The organism is Phytobacter sp. V91, assembly GCF_965644225.1.
Classification (GTDB): Bacteria; Pseudomonadota; Gammaproteobacteria; order Enterobacterales; family Enterobacteriaceae; genus CBFFRJ01.
The window spans coordinates 1-16,548 of sequence record NZ_CBFFRJ010000043.1 but is presented as its reverse complement, the minus strand read 5'-3'; the positions used below and the strand labels follow the sequence as shown (position 1 = coordinate 16,548).

Sequence of the window (16,548 nt, the reverse complement as noted above, 5' to 3'; positions counted from 1 at the left end):
TTAAGGAGTGAAAAATGCCTGTCGTAGAGAGCTTTACCCTCGACCATACCAAAGTGAAAGCCCCGTATGTGCGCGTCGCCGGTTATGAACGTCATAAGCTGGGGAGCGTGGTGCAAAAGTTCGATTTACGTTTTCTGCAACCCAACGTCGATGCTATTCCCACGGCCGCGCTACATACCCTGGAGCATTTGCTGGCCTTTGACCTGCGTGAGGAGCTGGAAGGGGTTATCGACATCTCCCCGATGGGCTGCCGCACCGGGTTTTATCTGATCCTCTGGGATGAGCACTCCCCGGCGGATATTGCCGCCGCGCTGACCCGCGTCCTGCAACGTGTGCTTACCGCCACTGACGTCCCGGCAGTAACGCCGTTGGCCTGCGGCAACTATCGTGACCACTCGCTCTTCTCCGCGCAGGAGTACGCGAAGCTGGTGCTGGAGGCGGGGATCAGTGACGACCCGTTCAGGGCATAAGCGATGATTGCCCTGGATTTTAGCGGCCAGACCGCCGTGGTGACGGGGGGCTTACAGGGCATCGGCAAAGCCATTGCTGAACTGCTTCATCGGGGCGGAGCCAATGTGGTTATCGGCGATGTTGCCGCCAGAGGGCGGGAGCAAACCACGCGCCAGCTGGTTATGCGCACTGATGTGGCTTCCCGTGAGCAGGCCCATTCGCTGATTGAGGCCGCTGTGCAGACATTTGGCGGCGTCGATATTCTCGTCAACAGCTGCGGCGTATCGGCCATGAACCCCGTGACCCGGATGAGCGATGATGACTGGCAGCGGATCCTCGACGTCAACGTCAAAAGCATCGGCTGGCTGTCAGAAGCGGCGATCCCGCTGATGAAGGCGCGCAGCGGCGGTCGCATTATCAATATTGCCTCGCAGGCGGGAAAAAACGGTTACCGCCTGATGGGGCAGTATGTGGCTTCCAAACATGCGGTACTCGGTCTCACCAAAGTGATGGCGATTGAACTGGCCCGCGACAATATCCTGGTCAATGCCGTTTGCCCCGGCATCGTGGAGACCGAGATGAAATGGCGCGAGCGGCGGGAAGGTGCAGAGCTGCGCGGCATGACCCCGGAGGCGATTTATGCCGAAGACTGTTCGCAGGTGCTGCTGGGTCGTACCGCCCAACCCGCCGATGTGGCCGGTGTGGTGGCGTTTCTCGCAAGCCCCCTTGCCGCCTATATGACCGGGCAGGCGATTAATGTAACTGGTGGGATGACGATGCATTAACGCCTGCTCCCAGGCTATTTTATTTGCCATTCCGGACCTGGGCAGTGCTCACAATCCTCACGTACTACAAGTACGCTCCGGTTGTTCCGCGCTGTCCGCGTCCAGACTGCCTGCAACAATATACGCCTGATGGATCAGGCTCTGAACTCGCGGGACGCCATCATGAAAACAGAGAAACCGGAACACAACCTGGCGGTGATGCACTGGGGCACTTACCAGATCGAAACGCAGCAGGGCAAACTCACCGGCGTTAGCCCGGTTGAGTGGGACAGCAACCCGTCGCGGATTGGCGAATCGCTGCCCGATGCCGTACAGGGGGCGTCACGCGTACGCCGTCCGGCGGTGCGCGAGGGCTTTCTGAAAAATGGCGCGGCCTCCCGCGAAGGGCGGGGACGGGAGCCATTTGTTGAAGTCAGCTGGGAGCAGGCGCTGACGCTGGTGGCCGGTGAGCTACAGCGTGTCAAACACGCGCAGGGCAATACGGCGATTTACGGCGGTTCTTATGGCTGGTCGAGCGCCGGGCGTTTTCACCACGCTCAGGGCCAGCTCCACCGCTTTCTCAACTTTTTTGGCGGCTATACCGGCAGCACCAATACCTACAGTATTGCCGCAGGCGAGCGCATCTTGCCGCATATTCTCGGCGATCTTGATACCCTCCAGCGCCAGCATACTCACTGGCCGCTACTGGCAGAGCACTGCGAACTGTTTGTCGCCATCGGCGGATTACCGCTACGCAATGCGCAGGTCAACGGCGGCGGCGCTAACGACCATGCGTTGCAACACTGGCTGCAAACCCTGCGCGCCAGGGGTACGCGCTTTATCAATATCAGCCCGGTGCGAAACGATCTTGCAGCCGTGGCGGATGCCGACTGGCTGGCGGTTAAACCTGGCAGCGACACTGCCCTGTTGCTGGCGGTCTGCCAGGTACTGATCGCCGAAGAACACTATGACCGCGCCTTTGTCGACAGCCACACGGTGGGTTTTGCGCCATACCGTGATTACCTCTTTGGCAAGGGCGACGGGGTGGTGAAAACGCCGGAATGGGCCGCCCCGCTTACCGGGCTGCCCGCGCAGACCATTCGCCAGCTTGCCCGGGATATGGCCCGGCATAAAACGATGATCAATATTGCCTGGTCGGTTCAGCGCGCCCGGCAGGGAGAGCAGACTTTCTGGGCTACCGTGGCCGTCACGGCGCTGCTCGGGCAGCCAGGTACGCCGGGCGGCGGGTTAGGTTTTGGCTATGCCTCCACCAATCTGGCAGGTGCCCACCGTCGGGTCTTTTCCGGCCCGCGCCTGCCTCAGGGGCGCAATCCGGTGACGGAAAAAATCCCGGTCGCACGGATAGCCGACATGCTGCTAAAGCCCGGTGAGCCGTACGAATTTGACGGACAGACCCTCCGCTACCCGGATATTCGCCTCGTGTACTGGGCCGGAGGCAATGTCTTTCATCACCACCAGGATCTCAATAAGTTGATCCGCGCCTGGCGTCGCCCGGAAACCATTGTGGTGCACGAGCAGTACTGGACCGCGCAGGCGAAATTTGCCGATATCGTCCTGCCTGCCACCACCTCTCTTGAGCGGGAAGATATCGGCAGCGCCAGCAACGACGGCTTTATGATTGCCATGCGCCAGCATATTCCACCGTTTGCCGACGCCCGTGATGACTACGGGATCTTCAGCGAACTGGCCGCCCGACTCGGCTTTGGCGAAGCCTTTAGCGCAGGGCGCAGCGTGGCCGAATGGTTACGGGTGATGTACGAAGAGTCCCGTCCTCGCGCCGCCGAAGAGGGGATTTCCCTGCCGGATTTTGACGCTTTCTGGCAGCAGGGGATGCTGGAATTTCCCCGCCCGGATGCGCCGCAGATCCTGCTGCAAGATTTTCGTCACGATCCGCTAAAGCATCCGCTGACGACACCTTCCGGGAAAATAGAGCTCTTTTCGCAGACCATTGCCGATTTTGGCTATGAAGAGTGTCCTGGTCACCCTTACTGGCACGAGCCGGAAGCCGAGTTTCAACGGACGCAGGCGCTTCACTGGCCGCTGCATTTGCTCTCCAGCCAGCCGCGCACAAGGCTGCACAGCCAGTACGACCACGGCAGCCTCAGCCGCAAGACCAAAGTGGCGGGCCGGGAGCCGGTATGGATCCACCCGCAGGATGCGGCGTCACGCGGTATTCACGAAGGAGATGTGGTGAAGGTTTTCAACCCGCGAGGGGCATTGCTGGCAGGTGCCCGACTGAGCGAGGCCATTCGTCCTGGCGTGGTGCAGATGTCGACCGGCGCCTGGTATGATCCACTGAACAGCCATGACCCGCAGCCGCTCGATAAACATGGTAATCCCAATGTACTAACCGAAGATCGCGGAAGTTCGCGTCTGGGGCAAGGCAGTTCGGCACAAAGCTGTCAGGTGGAGATCGAGAAGTTTGTCGGCACGCCGCCAGAGGTGACGGCGTGGCAACCGCCTGTTTTCGTCACGCGTGAGCGCTGAAAACAGGCGGGATGTGTACCTTACTGCACCGCCGCAAAGGCGTTAGCAACACGCTCGATGTTGCCGTGGTTTAACCCGGCCACACAGATACGCCCGCTGGCAATCAGGTAGACAGCGTAAGCTTCACGCAGTTTGTCCACCTGCGCCGGGCTAAAGCCGGTGTAGCTGAACATGCCGCGCTGGGTCAGCAGATAGTTAAAGTCATGCTCCGGCAGGGCTGCTTTCAGTACGTCAACCAGCGCCTGGCGCATTTCGCTGATGCGGGTGCGCATGGCATCGACTTCAGAGCGCCACAACGCATTCAGCTCCGGGTCGTTGAGCACCAGAGAAACCACCTGCGCGCCAAAGTTCGGCGGGCTGGAGTAGTTGCGGCGCACCGTCGCTTTCAGTTGGCCCAGTACGCGGCCTGCGGCTTCAGCATCTTCACAAACAACGGACAATCCGCCGACACGCTCGCCATACAGGGAGAAAATCTTGGAGAAGGAGTTGCTTACCAGCGCTGGTAAACCGGTGCTGGCGATGGCGCGAATAGCGTAGGCATCGTCTTCAATCCCCGCGCCAAAGCCCTGATAGGCGATGTCGAGGAACGGGATCAGGTCGCGGGAAATCAGCACTTCAATGACTTCATCCCACTGGGCGTTGGTCAGATCGGCACCGGTCGGGTTATGGCAGCACGGATGCAACAGCACGATGCTGCGCGCCGGCAGCTGTTTTAAGCTGCTCAGCATGGCCTCAAAGTTGACCCCACGGGTAGTTTCGTCGAAGTACGGATAGGTATGCACCTTGAATCCGGCGCCGGCGAAAATGGCGATATGGTTTTCCCAGGTCGGGTCGCTCACCCACACTTCAGAGTCCGGGAAGTAAGACTTCAGGAAATCGGCACCCACTTTCAGTGCGCCGGAGCCGCCGAGGGTCTGAATGGTGGCGATGCGTCCGGCATTCAGCGCCGGATGATTCTCACCAAACAGCAGGTGCTGAATAGCGCTGCGGTAAGGGGCGAAACCTTCCATCGGCAGATAAAGACTGGCTTTTTGCGGCAGGCTTTGCAGGCGCGCTTCGGCCTGTTGTACCGCCTCAAGGCGAGGAATGATGGCCTGCTCGTTATAGTACAGTCCAATGCTGAGGTTTACTTTGTCAGCACGGTTGTCCTGATGGAAAGTCTCCATCAACGACAGGATAGGATCGCCCGCGTAGGCGTCAACGTTCTGGAACACAGTCTACTCCTGAAAATAACAGTCAGAGGTCAATCCATTACACCGCGTAGCGTCCCGGGCGGTGGTTCATGGCAATAATCGAATTAAGGATCACGGCACCCACAATGGAGGTCGCCAGCATCGGCAGGCTCACGAAGAACAACGAGGCGGTCACAATACAGGCATCCACGACCATCTGGAATTTACCCGCGCGAATGTCGCTTTTGTCCTGCAGATAGAGCGCCAGAATGTTCACCCCGCCAAGGCTGGCTTTATGGCGGAACAGCACCACGAAACCAATCCCGACCACAATGTTGCCGAACAGGGTGGCATAGTAGGGGTTGAGCTGATCAAAATGAATAAAGCGGCCATGCAGATCGGAGAACAGCGATACCAGTCCCACCGCGCAGAAGGTTTTCAGCGTGAACTGCATCCCCATCCGGCGAACAGACAGCCAGTAAAACGGCAGGTTGATCAAAAAGAACGCTGCGCCGAAAGGCAGATGAGTCGCGTAATGGATCAGAAATGCGATCCCCGCCGTCCCGCCGGTCAGTGCGCCCGCCTGGCGAAACAGAATCACGCCAAAAGAGATCATCAGCGTACCGAACAGCAGCGCCAGTGCATCTTCCAGCCAGGTATGAGCAAGTTTATTAGGAGTCAGGACGTTATCCATAAGAAAGTACGATTCAATTATTGCTAAAGATAAGCAATTTCTTGCAAAAATCGCACCAGATCCGCACTCATCCGCCGCTGAATGAGGGAAAAACAGGCAGCCCGACAGCTAACACCTTGAAATGGCGAAAAAGAGAGTTTTGCACAAAGTGTGCATGTGTGAGCTTCCATGCGGGTAATGTGTGTATTTTAAGCCCGATACGCGCGTTAATCAGTCACTGCATTGCACCAAAAAAAGGCATGTCGCCCCAAATCAGGGCAGATCGTCGTTGCCGGGCATTAACTGCCCATTCTCTTTCAGCCGATTTAACACCACTGAGGTTTTTAAGTGCGCCACACCTTTGTTTTGCGCAAGAATATGGCTGATTAAATGGCTTAAGCCCGGTAAATCCGGCACCGCAACCCGCAGCAGATAATCGGCATCTCCGGTGGTTTTCCAGGCGTCGAGAATGGCGTCCACTTCACTGAGCATTTTGTGGAAGCTCTCCACATACTCCTGGGTGTGGTTAATCAGCCGCACCTCAATCAGCCCCAGCATCTCCAGCCCCACCGCGTCCGGCGCGAGCCGTGCGTGGTAGCCAAGGATCAACTGCGACTGCTCCAGGGCAATACGTCGCCGCGAGCACTGCGAGGCGGAAAGGCCAATCAGGTCGCTCAGCTCCTGGTTGGTCAAACGGCCATTGCCTTGCAGCAGCGTCAGAATTTTCAGATCAAAGTCGTCGATGTTGTACATGTATGCCAGTACCGGAACAAAAGAGTGGCTAACAGACTATCAGCTTTTTCGATAGCGGGAAGCCCGGCGCTGTCAGCATTGGGATGCCTGCACCAAAATGGTTCAGATTCGTGCAGTTAATGGCCTTTTTTCTCATGAAATGTGCAATTAACAGGCTAAAACCGCACGATGTAGCTGGTATTTCCCCCATCTCTTACCTGCCGTGACAATACGTAAATATTTATATTTTTCAATTATTCAGTCAGTTAGCTTGTTTTCCCCCGGCTTCTGGTTGCGGCTGGCCTGAAAGTTGCTGAGAGCGGAGTGACTTTTACAGACAGGGGTGGGGCAGATGGCAACGCACGATAATGAATTAAAACGCGGGTTAAAAAACCGACATATCCAGTTGATTGCGCTCGGAGGTGCCGTCGGCACTGGGCTATTTTTAGGTATCGCTCAGACCATTCGCATGGCCGGGCCATCAGTGCTACTGGGCTACGCCATTGCCGGCGTGATTGCCTTTTTCATCATGCGCCAGCTTGGCGAAATGGTGGTCGAGGAGCCGGTTGCAGGCTCATTCAGCCATTTTGCCAACCGCTACTGGGGGCCGTTCGCCGGGTTTATGTCCGGCTGGAACTACTGGGTGCTCTATGTGCTGGTGAGCATGGCGGAGCTGACCGCAGTGGGTATTTATATTCAGTACTGGTGGCCGGAAGTACCGACCTGGGTCTCTGCGGGGATCTTCTTCGTTGCCATTAACGCCATCAACCTGACCAACGTGAAAGTATACGGCGAGATGGAGTTCTGGTTCTCCATTATCAAAGTGGCGGCCATTATCAGCATGATCGCTTTTGGCGGTTACCTGCTGTTTAGCGGCAATGGCGGCCCGGACGCCTCCGTTGCTAACCTGTGGCAGGATGGCGGCTTCTTCCCTAACGGCATCAGCGGCCTGGTGATGGCGATGGCGGTGATCATGTTCTCCTTTGGCGGCCTTGAGCTGGTGGGCATTACGGCGGCAGAAGCTGACGATCCGCAGAAAAGCATCCCCAAAGCCACCAATCAGGTTATCTACCGTATTCTGCTGTTTTATGTGGGATCGCTGGCGGTGTTGCTGTCCCTCTACCCGTGGAAAAACGTGGTGGAAGGCGGCAGTCCCTTTGTGCTGATTTTCCATGCGCTGGACAGCAACATTGTGGCCAATGCCCTCAACCTCGTGGTGCTCTCAGCCGCACTCTCGGTCTACAACAGCTGCGTTTACTGTAACAGCCGTATGCTGTTCGGTCTGGCTCAACAGGGCAATGCGCCGCGCTCGTTCCTGAAAGTCAATCGCCGGGGGATCCCACTCAATGCGCTGGGGATTTCCGCGCTGGCGACGGCCCTGTGCGTGGTGATTAACTATGTGATGCCAGGCAAAGCCTTTGAGCTGTTGATGGCGCTGGTGGTCGCGGCTTTGGTGATCAACTGGGCGATGATCTGCATTACGCACCTGAAATTCCGCAAAGCGATGCAGCTTGCCGGTAAATCTACCGCTTTTAAGAGCCTGGGTTACCCGCTGACTAACGTAATCTGCCTGCTGTTCCTGGCCGGGATCCTGGTGGTGATGTTTATGACGCCGGGGATCCGTATCTCGGTGTGCCTGATCCCGGCATGGCTGCTGGTGCTCGGCATCGGCTATATGCTGAAGAAAAAACGTACCGCCGCCGCCGGGCTGGTGGCGGAAGTGAATCAGGGATAAGTGAGAGCGCCGGAGTCAGGCTCCGGCGTCTTACAAGGCTTTGTGCAGATGAATAACCGTGCGGGCGTTTGAGGCGCTGGTCGCCAGCACATCAATCACCCCGGTACGCAGTGCGCCAAGGATGGCGGTGGCTTTGGTACTTTCTGAAGCAATGGCAATCACGCAGGGAATGGCGCGCAGTTGCTCCAGACTCAGACCAATAACCCGGTTGTTCATCACCGTATCGACCGGCGTGCCCTGGATGTTAAAGAAGCTGTAACCGGCCAGATCGCCCACCACACCCTGCTCCTGGCGGGCGGTGATAATCTCCTGCGGCGTAAACCAGCCGAGCTGCACCATAAAGCTGTTTTCGTTCATGTCTCCCAGACCGATGATCGCCACATCCGCTTTACTCGCCTGCTCAAGGGTGGCTTTGATTAATCGGTTCTGGATAAAGGCTTCGCGCAGCGCCGGAGTTTCAACGTAAGCCGGGGCATACAGCGTTTCGCTATGGCCGTTAAACTTACGCGCCAGATTACGGCTGATATGGTCGGCGTCAATCAACTGACCATCACGGGTGGTGCCGCCAATACCGCAGATAAAACGGCAGTTACGTTCCGGGAAGATCCCCACATGATTGGCAACCGCCGCCACATTGCGCCCCTGGCCAATGGCCACGGTCATATCATTCTTCAAAATGGTGGCGAGGTAGTTGCTCACCAGCGCGGCAACCTGCTGGCGCTGCTCATCTTCATCGTGATGATCGAGGGCGATCAGTACCCGCTTCATAGCAAAATTTTGAATGAACTGTTGTTCAATCTGCGAACTAAAGACCGGATGATATTTCACGTTGATCTCAACGATCCCTTCATGGCGGGCCTTCTTCAGTAGTCGGCCAACCTTGATGCGTGAGATCCCAAACCGTTGAGCAATTTCTTCCTGGGTCTGCTCCTGGTCGTAATAAGCCACGGCTATTTCCGTCAGGAGTTCATAATCAGAGTCTTGTTCAGCCATCGCGTTGTTTTTCCATTACCAGTACCTGCCTAATACTACTGTGCTTTTGTTATAAAATCCTGCACTACGCGCTGCACAATTGCGCAATACCCTGCGGCCTCCCAGGCCGAACGACCGATAAACAGACCATCAATATTGTCCTCGGAAACCAGTTCGACGCAGTTTTGCAGATTGACGCTGCCGCCATAGAGCAGAGAAATCTGCTGCCCCTCTTCGCGACCATAAAGCGCGCAAAGCGCTGAACGCAGCGCCTGATGGATTTCCGCCGCCTGCTCAGGTGTGGCCGGGGTGCCATGCTCGCCGATGGCCCAGATGGGTTCGTAGGCAATCAGCGTCTGTTTCGCCTGCTCAGCGCTAAGGCCATAGAGGGCTATTTTCATCTGCCGTACTACGGTTTCGACGGAGACTCCCCAGCGTTTCTCATCGCCGCTGTCGCCAATGCACACCAGCGGTCGCAGGCCGTGACGCAGCGCGGTATGTACTTTGTCATTGATGGCTGCGTCGGTTTCATTAAATGCGCCGCGCCGCTCAGAATGGCCCATTTCCACAAGGGTTGCCCCCGTTTCCGCGATCATGCTGGCGGAGATCTCGCCCGTCCAGGCACCGGCTTCGTCCTGATGCATATTCTGCGCACCGGTCAGGCAGGGCAGATTGTGGGCTTTAAGAAATGCGGTCACCGGCGCAATGGCGGTAAATGGCGGGATAAAAAAAGGCTGAACAGCGGGGTGTAATACCGGCGGCAACTGGGTTGCCAGGGCATCACACCAGGCCATAGCCTGTGACAAAGGTTTGTTCATCTTCCAGCTGGTGCCAATCATCAGGCGTTTCATCATTCTCTCCAGATCCTTGTTAATCAATCAGTTGCATAACAGGTTATGCCGCAATGTTTTCAGATTGAACATTTATTCAGTGCGTGAACATATGTTAGATCGCATTTTTACGATCGAAAATAACGGGCAGTTTTTTTCTGTGACTTTCATCACTTCTAATCGGCAAGGCATCAGTTAGCTTAGTGTTCATATGATTTGCAAGTGAACATATGAACATTACCGAGAGGTCCAACGATGTCTGTAGATAAAAAACCCGTTGTAGCAGTCACTATTGGCGATCCTGCCGGGATTGGCCCGGAAATTACCGTCGCCACTCTGATGGACAAAAGCGTATACGACGAGTGCAAACCCTTTCTCATCGGTTCGGTGCCCATTATTGAGCGGGCGATGAAAATTCAGGGATGCGATTTCGCGGTCAATAAAATCACCTCGCCTTCGCAGGCGAAGTTCACCTGGGGCACGCTGGACGTACTGGAAACCGGCGAGTATGACTGCGACAGCATTGTCTGGGGCAAGGTGCAAAAGCTGGCTGGCCAGATGTCTCTGGACTATGTGCTGAAATCCATTGAGCTGGGTAAAGCAGGCCTGATTGATGTGGTCTCCACCGCGCCTATTCACAAGGAAGCTATCAAACTGGCGGGCTGTAAGCTGCCGGGGCACACCGAAATCTATCAGGTGGAAACCCACTCGGATTACGGCCTGACCATGTTCCACGTCCACAACCTGCGCGTCTTCTTCGTCAGCCGCCATATGGCGCTGAAAGATGCCTGCGATTACGCCAATAAAGAGCGTGTGCTGGCCTGCGTTCAGCAGATCCATCATGAATTCACCGCCCTGAATATTCAAAACCCGCGCATTGCGGTGGCGGCGCTGAACCCGCACGGCTCTGACAACGGCCTGTTTGGCCATGAAGAGGCGGATAACCTGATCCCGGCGGTGAAAGCGGCGCAGGAACTGGGGATCAATGCCATCGGCCCGGTACCGGCAGACTCTGTTTTCCACCTCGGTAAGCAAGGTCGCTATGACGCCATCCTGTCGCTCTACCACGATCAGGGACATATCGCCTGTAAAACCCTCGATTTCGAACGCTCCATCACCATCACCTTCGGCCTGCCGTTTATGCGCAGCTCCGTTGACCACGGTACGGCGTTTGATATTGCCGGAACAGGCAAAGCAGGCACGGTCAGCATGGTGGAGTCCACCCTGGTCTCCGCGCGCTACTGGAAAATGAAACAGCACTAAGGCGTCTTGCATACTGAGGGGCAGAGAATGGAAAAACATCTGTTAATTAGTAAAGGAAGTAAGGGCTGGGGCGGGCCGTTAACGGTCATGCTCGGACAGCCGAAAAAAATCGCCTATATCACCGGGGGCATCCGCCCTGCGGTGGTTGACCGCCTCTGTGAACTGACCGGCTGGCCGTCGGTCGATGTGTTCAAACATGGTGAACCGGCAGAAAACGACATTGGCGTAATGGTTATCGACTGCGGCGGCACCCTGCGCTGCGGTCTCTACCCGAAACGCGGTATCCCAACCATCAACCTGCATCACACCGGTAAAAGCGGCCCGCTGGCGGAGTTTATCCACGAGGGTATCTATGTTTCCGGCGTGACACCGGCCTGCATTGAAATGGTCTATCCCGCAGGTGAAGGCGGCAGGCTCGGGATTGTGGCTGACGATTTAACCGGGGCCACCACCGTTGGCGTACTGCTGGCGCGCAGCGGACTGAAAACAGCGGCCTTTTTTGATACCGACTCCTTCGCCCGTAATGAAGTGGAATATCCGGCGATGGTGGTAAGCAGCGACAGTCGCCCGTTGCCGAAAGCAGAAGCCCAGCAGCGGGTGAGTGCCGCAGTGCAACAGCTCAAATCTCGCGGTGCGCATTACTTCACTAAGCGGATCGATACCACCCTGCGTGGCGGTATTGGTTATGAGATTGACGCCATGCTGTCGCTGTTGCCGCAGGAGACGGTCGCCGTGGTGGTGCCCGCCATGCCGCAGTCCCGCCGTATTCTGGTGGGGGGCTATTCGGTGATTGATTCGGTGGCGCTCTCCTGTACCGATGTGGCGCGCGATGTACGTACCCCGGTTACTGAGTCCTGGGTGCCGGGTCTGCTGGCTAATCAGACTCAACACCATGTCGGGCATATTGCGCTCTCCCAGGTGATGCAGGGCAATGAGGTGATTCAGCAGCAGTTACAGGCGCGTCAGCAGGATGGCTCGCGGGTGATTGTGGTGGACGCCATCACCCTCGACGATGTGAACGCCATTGCCCGCGCGGTGGTGGACCTGAACTGGAACGTACTGGCAGTGGATCCGGGGCCGTTTACCGAGCGTCTTGCCGTGCACCGTGGCCTGATGCGGGAAGAAAAACGCCTGGAGCAACAGCCATTAGCGCGCAGCGCTCAGAACGGATCGGTGGTGATTGTGGCCGGAAGCGCAACCCCGGTGACCAAAAAGCAGCTCAGCCATTTAATCGCCCACGACAATCGCGTTTGCCATATTCCGGTGGATGCTGAACTGCTGGTAGATCGTAAAAATGCTGCTGAGATCGAAATCAGCCGTGTTGTCCGCCAGGCGCAGAAGTGCGTTACCGAGCATAAAAACGCGCTCTTTGTGTTTGAATCGGCGCTGACCGGCAGGCTGCTGGATCTGCGGGAAGAAGAGCAACGCTTCAACCTCGACCACGGACAGGCGGCAGACAATATCAATAAAGGCCTCGGCAGTATTGTTAAAGAGATCCTCAATTGTGCGCCGGAAGAGATCAAAGGTTTGTATATGACCGGCGGCGATACTATGGTCAACGTGCTTAAAGAGTTGGGGGCCACGGGGATCGAAATGATCGACTATGTTATTCCGCAAACCGATATGGTGAGAATTATCGGTGGGGAATATGCCGGACTGGTTTGCGTGGGTAAAGGCGGTTTAACCGGACCGGAAGATATTATTAGTACTATTGTTGAACATATTTATAAAGAATCACTGCAATCACATAAATAATAATATGCGACGCGGATAATTATCCGGGCAGTGCGTCGTGGTTAATTCACCAATGTATCCGTATGCGAGTTATCCTATGAAGATTAATATCTTTGATAAAATGAATAAAGTGCCCGGCGGTCTTATTATTATTCCGCTGCTGGTGGCTATTCTACTCAATACCTTTGCCCCTCAGGTTTTAACCATTGGCGGCCCTACAACCGCCCTGTTTAAAGTCGGATCCAGCGCCATGATGGGGATATTCCTGCTGATATGCGGCACCTCTATCAATATTCGTCAGGCAGGGCTGCCGCTGTATAAAGGGGCGGTACTGTTGATACTGAAGTGTATCGCCGGTGCGCTGGCGGTGTGGGTTGTGGGGGCGATGTTTGGCCCGGTGGGATTTCTTGGGATCTCAACCCTGGCATTTGTCGCCTGCCTGACCAGCTCCAACAGCTCGCTCTATATCGCCCTGTGCAGTAACTACGGTGATGCCAGCGATGCCGGGGCTATTTCGGTGTTCTGTATCAAAGACGGCCCCTTTGTCACCATGATGGTGCTCGGCGTCAGCGGTCTGGCGAATATTCCGTTTGCGGCGCTGCTATCTATGCTGATCCCGCTGCTGATCGGCATGCTGTGGGGCAACCTTGACGATCGCTTCAAGCAGCTTTGTGCCTCGGCGCAGCCGCTGATCATTATCATTATGTCGTTTGCCATTGGGGCGAACTCCAGCATTAATACGGTGTTCACCGCCGGGCTGTCGGGCATTGTGCTGGGGATTATCTCGGCCATTACCGGCATCATTTTCTACTTCCTCTACAACCTGTTCCTGAAGAAGAAAACAGCGCTCGGGGCCGCTCTGGGTACTACCGCCGCAAGCTCTGCGCTGACACCCGCAATGGTTGCTCAGGCTGATCCCTCGCTCGCCGTCTACGTCGACGCCGCCACGGCTCAGCTGGCGACCGCCAGTATCATCACCATGCTTACCGCGCCGGTGCTGGTGGCCTGGTTTGATAAACGCCTGAAAGCCCGTGCGCCAGCGGTGGAGGAGGTTGCGGTGGTGGAAGAAAAAGCGGTGCCGCTGTCATCTCAGGTCAGTAAAGGAAACAAATAAATGTCGTCGCCGTTGTCCCAACTGGAAATAACCTATGTCGGTGAGTTTGTCGCGGAATATCTAAAAGAGGATAAATTAATTTTATTTTCCGAGCCTGTTCCTGCAGATATCGCCGATTATTGCGCCGTGCACCGGGCAGGAGAGTTTAATGCGGTGCTATTACCCGGCCTGGTTGTAAAAATAAATAATAATTTATATCGAATTACCGCAGTCGGTGATGTGGCAACGGCGAACTTTAAACAGCTTGGACATATTACATTAAGTTTTGATGGCGCGATTGACGCTGAATTACCTGGCACGGTCCATTTATGTGGGCCGACGCCACAAAAGATCCTCCCGGGGGAGCAGATTTTTATTTTAAGTGAATAATTTAAGGACACTGTTATGAAAACAATCGCCATTGGTGCAGATGATGCGGCCTACGTATTTCGCGATGCTATTGTCAGTTATCTGGCAGAGCAGGGGATCGCCGTTGTGGATTACAGCAGCGATAAGCGTGCAGACGCCAATTATTATCCTGATGTTGCCCATGAAGTTGCGATGGCTGTTAAACAGGGAGAGCACGATCGCGGCATCTTAATTTGTGGAACCGGTATTGGTATGAGCATTGTGGCCAATAAAGTGCCGGGTGTGCGTGCCGCACAGTGCCACGACACCTTCTCTGCCGAACGGGCGCGCAAAAGTAACAACGCGCAAATTGTTACCCTCGGCGCTCGTGTTATTGCGCCTGAACTGGGTAAAAAAATTATCCAGGCGTGGCTTGAGTCGGAGTATGAAGGGGGCGGTTCTGCGGCCAAAGTAGAGCGCATTGATTACTACCAGAACCAGCATGTCAGAGACTAAACGCCACGGCGCGTAAGGAGAACGTGATGAACCAGTTGCAAGCCTTAAAAGCCATGACCGTGGTCGTTGCAGACACCGGTGATATCGACTCAATTAAGAAATTCGCCCCCCAGGATGCGACCACCAACCCGTCGCTGGTGCTGAAAGCGGCGCAGTTACCGCAATACCAGGCCCTGATCGCCGATGCGGTGGGTAAAGCGCGCCGTCAGGGCGGGAGCGCGGAAACACAACTGATTAATGCCTGCGATCAGGTGGCGGTGGATATTGGGACGGAAGTCCTGCGCCATGTGCCGGGGCGTATCTCCACCGAAGTGGATGCCCGCTTTGCCTGGGATCGGGGCATGTGCGTCTCCCGGGCCCGCAAACTCATCCAGATGTATCAGCAAAACGGTATCTCCCCGTCGCGCATCCTCATCAAGCTGGCGGCGACCTGGGAAGGGATCCGGGCCGCAGAAGAGCTGGAGCAGAGCGGCATCAACTGTAACCTGACCCTGTTGTTCTCCTTCGCCCAGGCTCGCGCCTGCGCCGAAGCCGGGGTATTTCTGATTTCACCTTTTGTCGGGCGTATCTACGACTGGTACCAGAAAAATGCCCCTCAGGCCGCTTACGTTGCTGAAAACGATCCGGGAGTGAAATCGGTACGGGAGATTTACCAGTACTACAAAATTCACGGTTACGAGACGGTGGTGATGGGGGCAAGTTTCCGCCGCATTGAACAGATTCAGGCCCTGGCCGGGTGCGATCGTCTGACCATCTCTCCGGCGCTGCTTGATGAGCTGGCAGCCTGTGATGCTCCGCTCACGCGGCAGCTCAATCCAGGCTGCGTCAGTGAAAACCGCCCCAGCCCAATGAGTCAGGCCGAGTTCCTCTGGCAGCATCATCAGGATCCGATGGCGGTTGAAAAACTGGCCGAAGGGATCCGCCTGTTTGCTGCCGATCAGCTCAAACTGGAAAATATGATCCGCGACATGCTCTGATCTGCCCGCAAGGATAAAAGATGAACACAGCAAAATTACAGCGCCGCACGTGCGCCAACGCCCTGCGTGCGCTCTCAATGGACGCGGTACAGAAAGCCAAATCCGGTCACCCGGGCGCCCCGATGGGAATGGCAGACATCGCCGAAGTCCTGTGGCGTGATTTCCTGAACCACAACCCGAACAACCCGGCATGGGCAGACCGCGACCGTTTCGTGCTGTCCAACGGCCACGGTTCAATGCTGATTTACAGCCTGCTGCATCTGACGGGCTATGATGTTTCACTGAATGATTTGCAGAGTTTCCGCCAGCTACACTCCAAAACCCCGGGCCATCCTGAAGTGGGTTACACGCCGGGCGTTGAGACGACAACCGGCCCGCTGGGTCAGGGGATTGCCAATGCCGTGGGGATGGCGATTGCCGAGAAAACGCTGGCGGCGCAGTTTAACCGTCCGGGCCATGACATTGTTGACCACAGCACCTGGGTCTTTATGGGCGACGGCTGCATGATGGAAGGTATCTCCCATGAAGTGTGCTCCCTGGCGGGCACGCTCGCGCTTGGCAAACTGGTCGCCTTCTATGACGACAACGGTATCTCCATCGACGGCCACGTTGAAGGCTGGTTCACCGACGACACCGCAGCCCGCTTTGAAGCCTACGGCTGGCACGTGGTGCGCGGCGTGGACGGTCACGATGCCGACGCTATCAAACGCGCAGTGGAAGCGGCGAAAGCGGTCACCGACAAGCCGTCCCTGCTGATGTGCAAAACCATTATCGGTTTCGG

General features: G+C 56.2%; 15 protein-coding genes and 1 pseudogene. 11 read left to right on the top strand and 5 right to left on the bottom strand.

Annotated features, from left to right (window positions below; genetic code table 11):
- Positions 1-14: 14 nt before the first annotated feature.
- From ACSZO4_RS11010 to ACSZO4_RS11000, 3 genes are all read left to right on the top strand, one after another.
- Positions 15-470, top strand: a complete 456-nt coding sequence (locus ACSZO4_RS11010) for an S-ribosylhomocysteine lyase (RefSeq protein WP_437888960.1) — start codon at positions 15-17, stop codon at positions 468-470.
- A 3-nt stretch (positions 471-473) separates the two neighbouring features.
- Positions 474-1,235 carry an SDR family NAD(P)-dependent oxidoreductase gene (locus ACSZO4_RS11005; RefSeq protein WP_437888959.1) on the top strand — a complete coding sequence of 254 codons (762 nt, stop codon included), beginning with the start codon at positions 474-476 and terminating at the stop codon, positions 1,233-1,235.
- 162 nt (positions 1,236-1,397) lie between these two features.
- Positions 1,398-3,722: a molybdopterin-dependent oxidoreductase gene (locus ACSZO4_RS11000; protein WP_437888958.1), complete on the top strand. Its 2,325-nt coding sequence runs from the start codon at positions 1,398-1,400 to the stop codon at positions 3,720-3,722.
- A gap of 20 nt (positions 3,723-3,742) precedes the next feature.
- Here the strand turns inward: ACSZO4_RS11000 and ACSZO4_RS10995 are convergent, their stop codons facing one another.
- From ACSZO4_RS10995 to ACSZO4_RS10985, 3 genes are all read right to left on the bottom strand, one after another.
- Positions 3,743-4,936: an aromatic amino acid transaminase gene (locus ACSZO4_RS10995; RefSeq protein ID WP_437888957.1), complete on the bottom strand. Its 1,194-nt coding sequence runs from the start codon at positions 4,934-4,936 to the stop codon at positions 3,743-3,745.
- A gap of 37 nt (positions 4,937-4,973) precedes the next feature.
- Positions 4,974-5,588 carry a YitT family protein gene (locus ACSZO4_RS10990; protein ID WP_437888956.1) on the bottom strand — a complete coding sequence of 205 codons (615 nt, stop codon included), beginning with the start codon at positions 5,586-5,588 and terminating at the stop codon, positions 4,974-4,976.
- Between the two features lie 252 nt (positions 5,589-5,840).
- Complete coding sequence (locus tag ACSZO4_RS10985; protein WP_437888955.1) at positions 5,841-6,320, bottom strand: Lrp/AsnC family transcriptional regulator; 480 nt, start codon at positions 6,318-6,320, stop codon at positions 5,841-5,843.
- A gap of 331 nt (positions 6,321-6,651) precedes the next feature.
- Between ACSZO4_RS10985 and ACSZO4_RS10980 the strand changes: the two genes are divergently transcribed.
- On the top strand, positions 6,652-8,034 hold the full coding sequence (locus ACSZO4_RS10980) for an amino acid permease (RefSeq protein WP_437888954.1): 1,383 nt from the start codon (positions 6,652-6,654) through the stop codon (positions 8,032-8,034).
- Positions 8,035-8,064: 30 nt separating this feature from the next.
- Here the strand turns inward: ACSZO4_RS10980 and ACSZO4_RS10975 are convergent, their stop codons facing one another.
- Together ACSZO4_RS10975 and ACSZO4_RS10970 are read right to left on the bottom strand one after the other, a co-directional pair.
- Positions 8,065-9,027, bottom strand: a complete 963-nt coding sequence (locus ACSZO4_RS10975) for a sugar-binding transcriptional regulator (RefSeq protein ID WP_437888953.1) — start codon at positions 9,025-9,027, stop codon at positions 8,065-8,067.
- Between the two features lie 35 nt (positions 9,028-9,062).
- Positions 9,063-9,857: a triose-phosphate isomerase gene (locus ACSZO4_RS10970; protein ID WP_437888984.1), complete on the bottom strand. Its 795-nt coding sequence runs from the start codon at positions 9,855-9,857 to the stop codon at positions 9,063-9,065.
- 234 nt (positions 9,858-10,091) lie between these two features.
- Here ACSZO4_RS10970 and pdxA point away from each other — a divergent pair, with 234 nt between their 5' ends.
- From pdxA to ACSZO4_RS10935, 7 genes and pseudogenes are all read left to right on the top strand, one after another.
- A complete protein-coding gene (gene pdxA, locus ACSZO4_RS10965) occupies positions 10,092-11,099 on the top strand; it encodes a 4-hydroxythreonine-4-phosphate dehydrogenase PdxA (RefSeq protein WP_437888952.1) in 1,008 nt (335 codons plus the stop codon).
- 27 nt (positions 11,100-11,126) lie between these two features.
- Positions 11,127-12,854, top strand: a complete 1,728-nt coding sequence (locus ACSZO4_RS10960) for a four-carbon acid sugar kinase family protein (protein ID WP_437888951.1) — start codon at positions 11,127-11,129, stop codon at positions 12,852-12,854.
- A gap of 76 nt (positions 12,855-12,930) precedes the next feature.
- Positions 12,931-13,947 carry a 2-keto-3-deoxygluconate permease gene (locus tag ACSZO4_RS10955; RefSeq protein ID WP_437888950.1) on the top strand — a complete coding sequence of 339 codons (1,017 nt, stop codon included), beginning with the start codon at positions 12,931-12,933 and terminating at the stop codon, positions 13,945-13,947.
- Positions 13,948-14,316 (top strand): PTS glucitol/sorbitol transporter subunit IIA, encoded by a 369-nt coding sequence (locus tag ACSZO4_RS10950; RefSeq protein WP_437888949.1) that lies wholly within the window; start codon positions 13,948-13,950, stop codon positions 14,314-14,316.
- 15 nt (positions 14,317-14,331) lie between these two features.
- Positions 14,332-14,790 carry an RpiB/LacA/LacB family sugar-phosphate isomerase gene (locus ACSZO4_RS10945; RefSeq protein WP_437888948.1) on the top strand — a complete coding sequence of 153 codons (459 nt, stop codon included), beginning with the start codon at positions 14,332-14,334 and terminating at the stop codon, positions 14,788-14,790.
- A 26-nt stretch (positions 14,791-14,816) separates the two neighbouring features.
- On the top strand, positions 14,817-15,767 hold the full coding sequence (gene tal / locus ACSZO4_RS10940; protein WP_437888947.1) for a transaldolase: 951 nt from the start codon (positions 14,817-14,819) through the stop codon (positions 15,765-15,767).
- Between the two features lie 20 nt (positions 15,768-15,787).
- Positions 15,788-16,548 (top strand): annotated as a pseudogene (locus ACSZO4_RS10935) (transketolase); the annotation flags it as partial.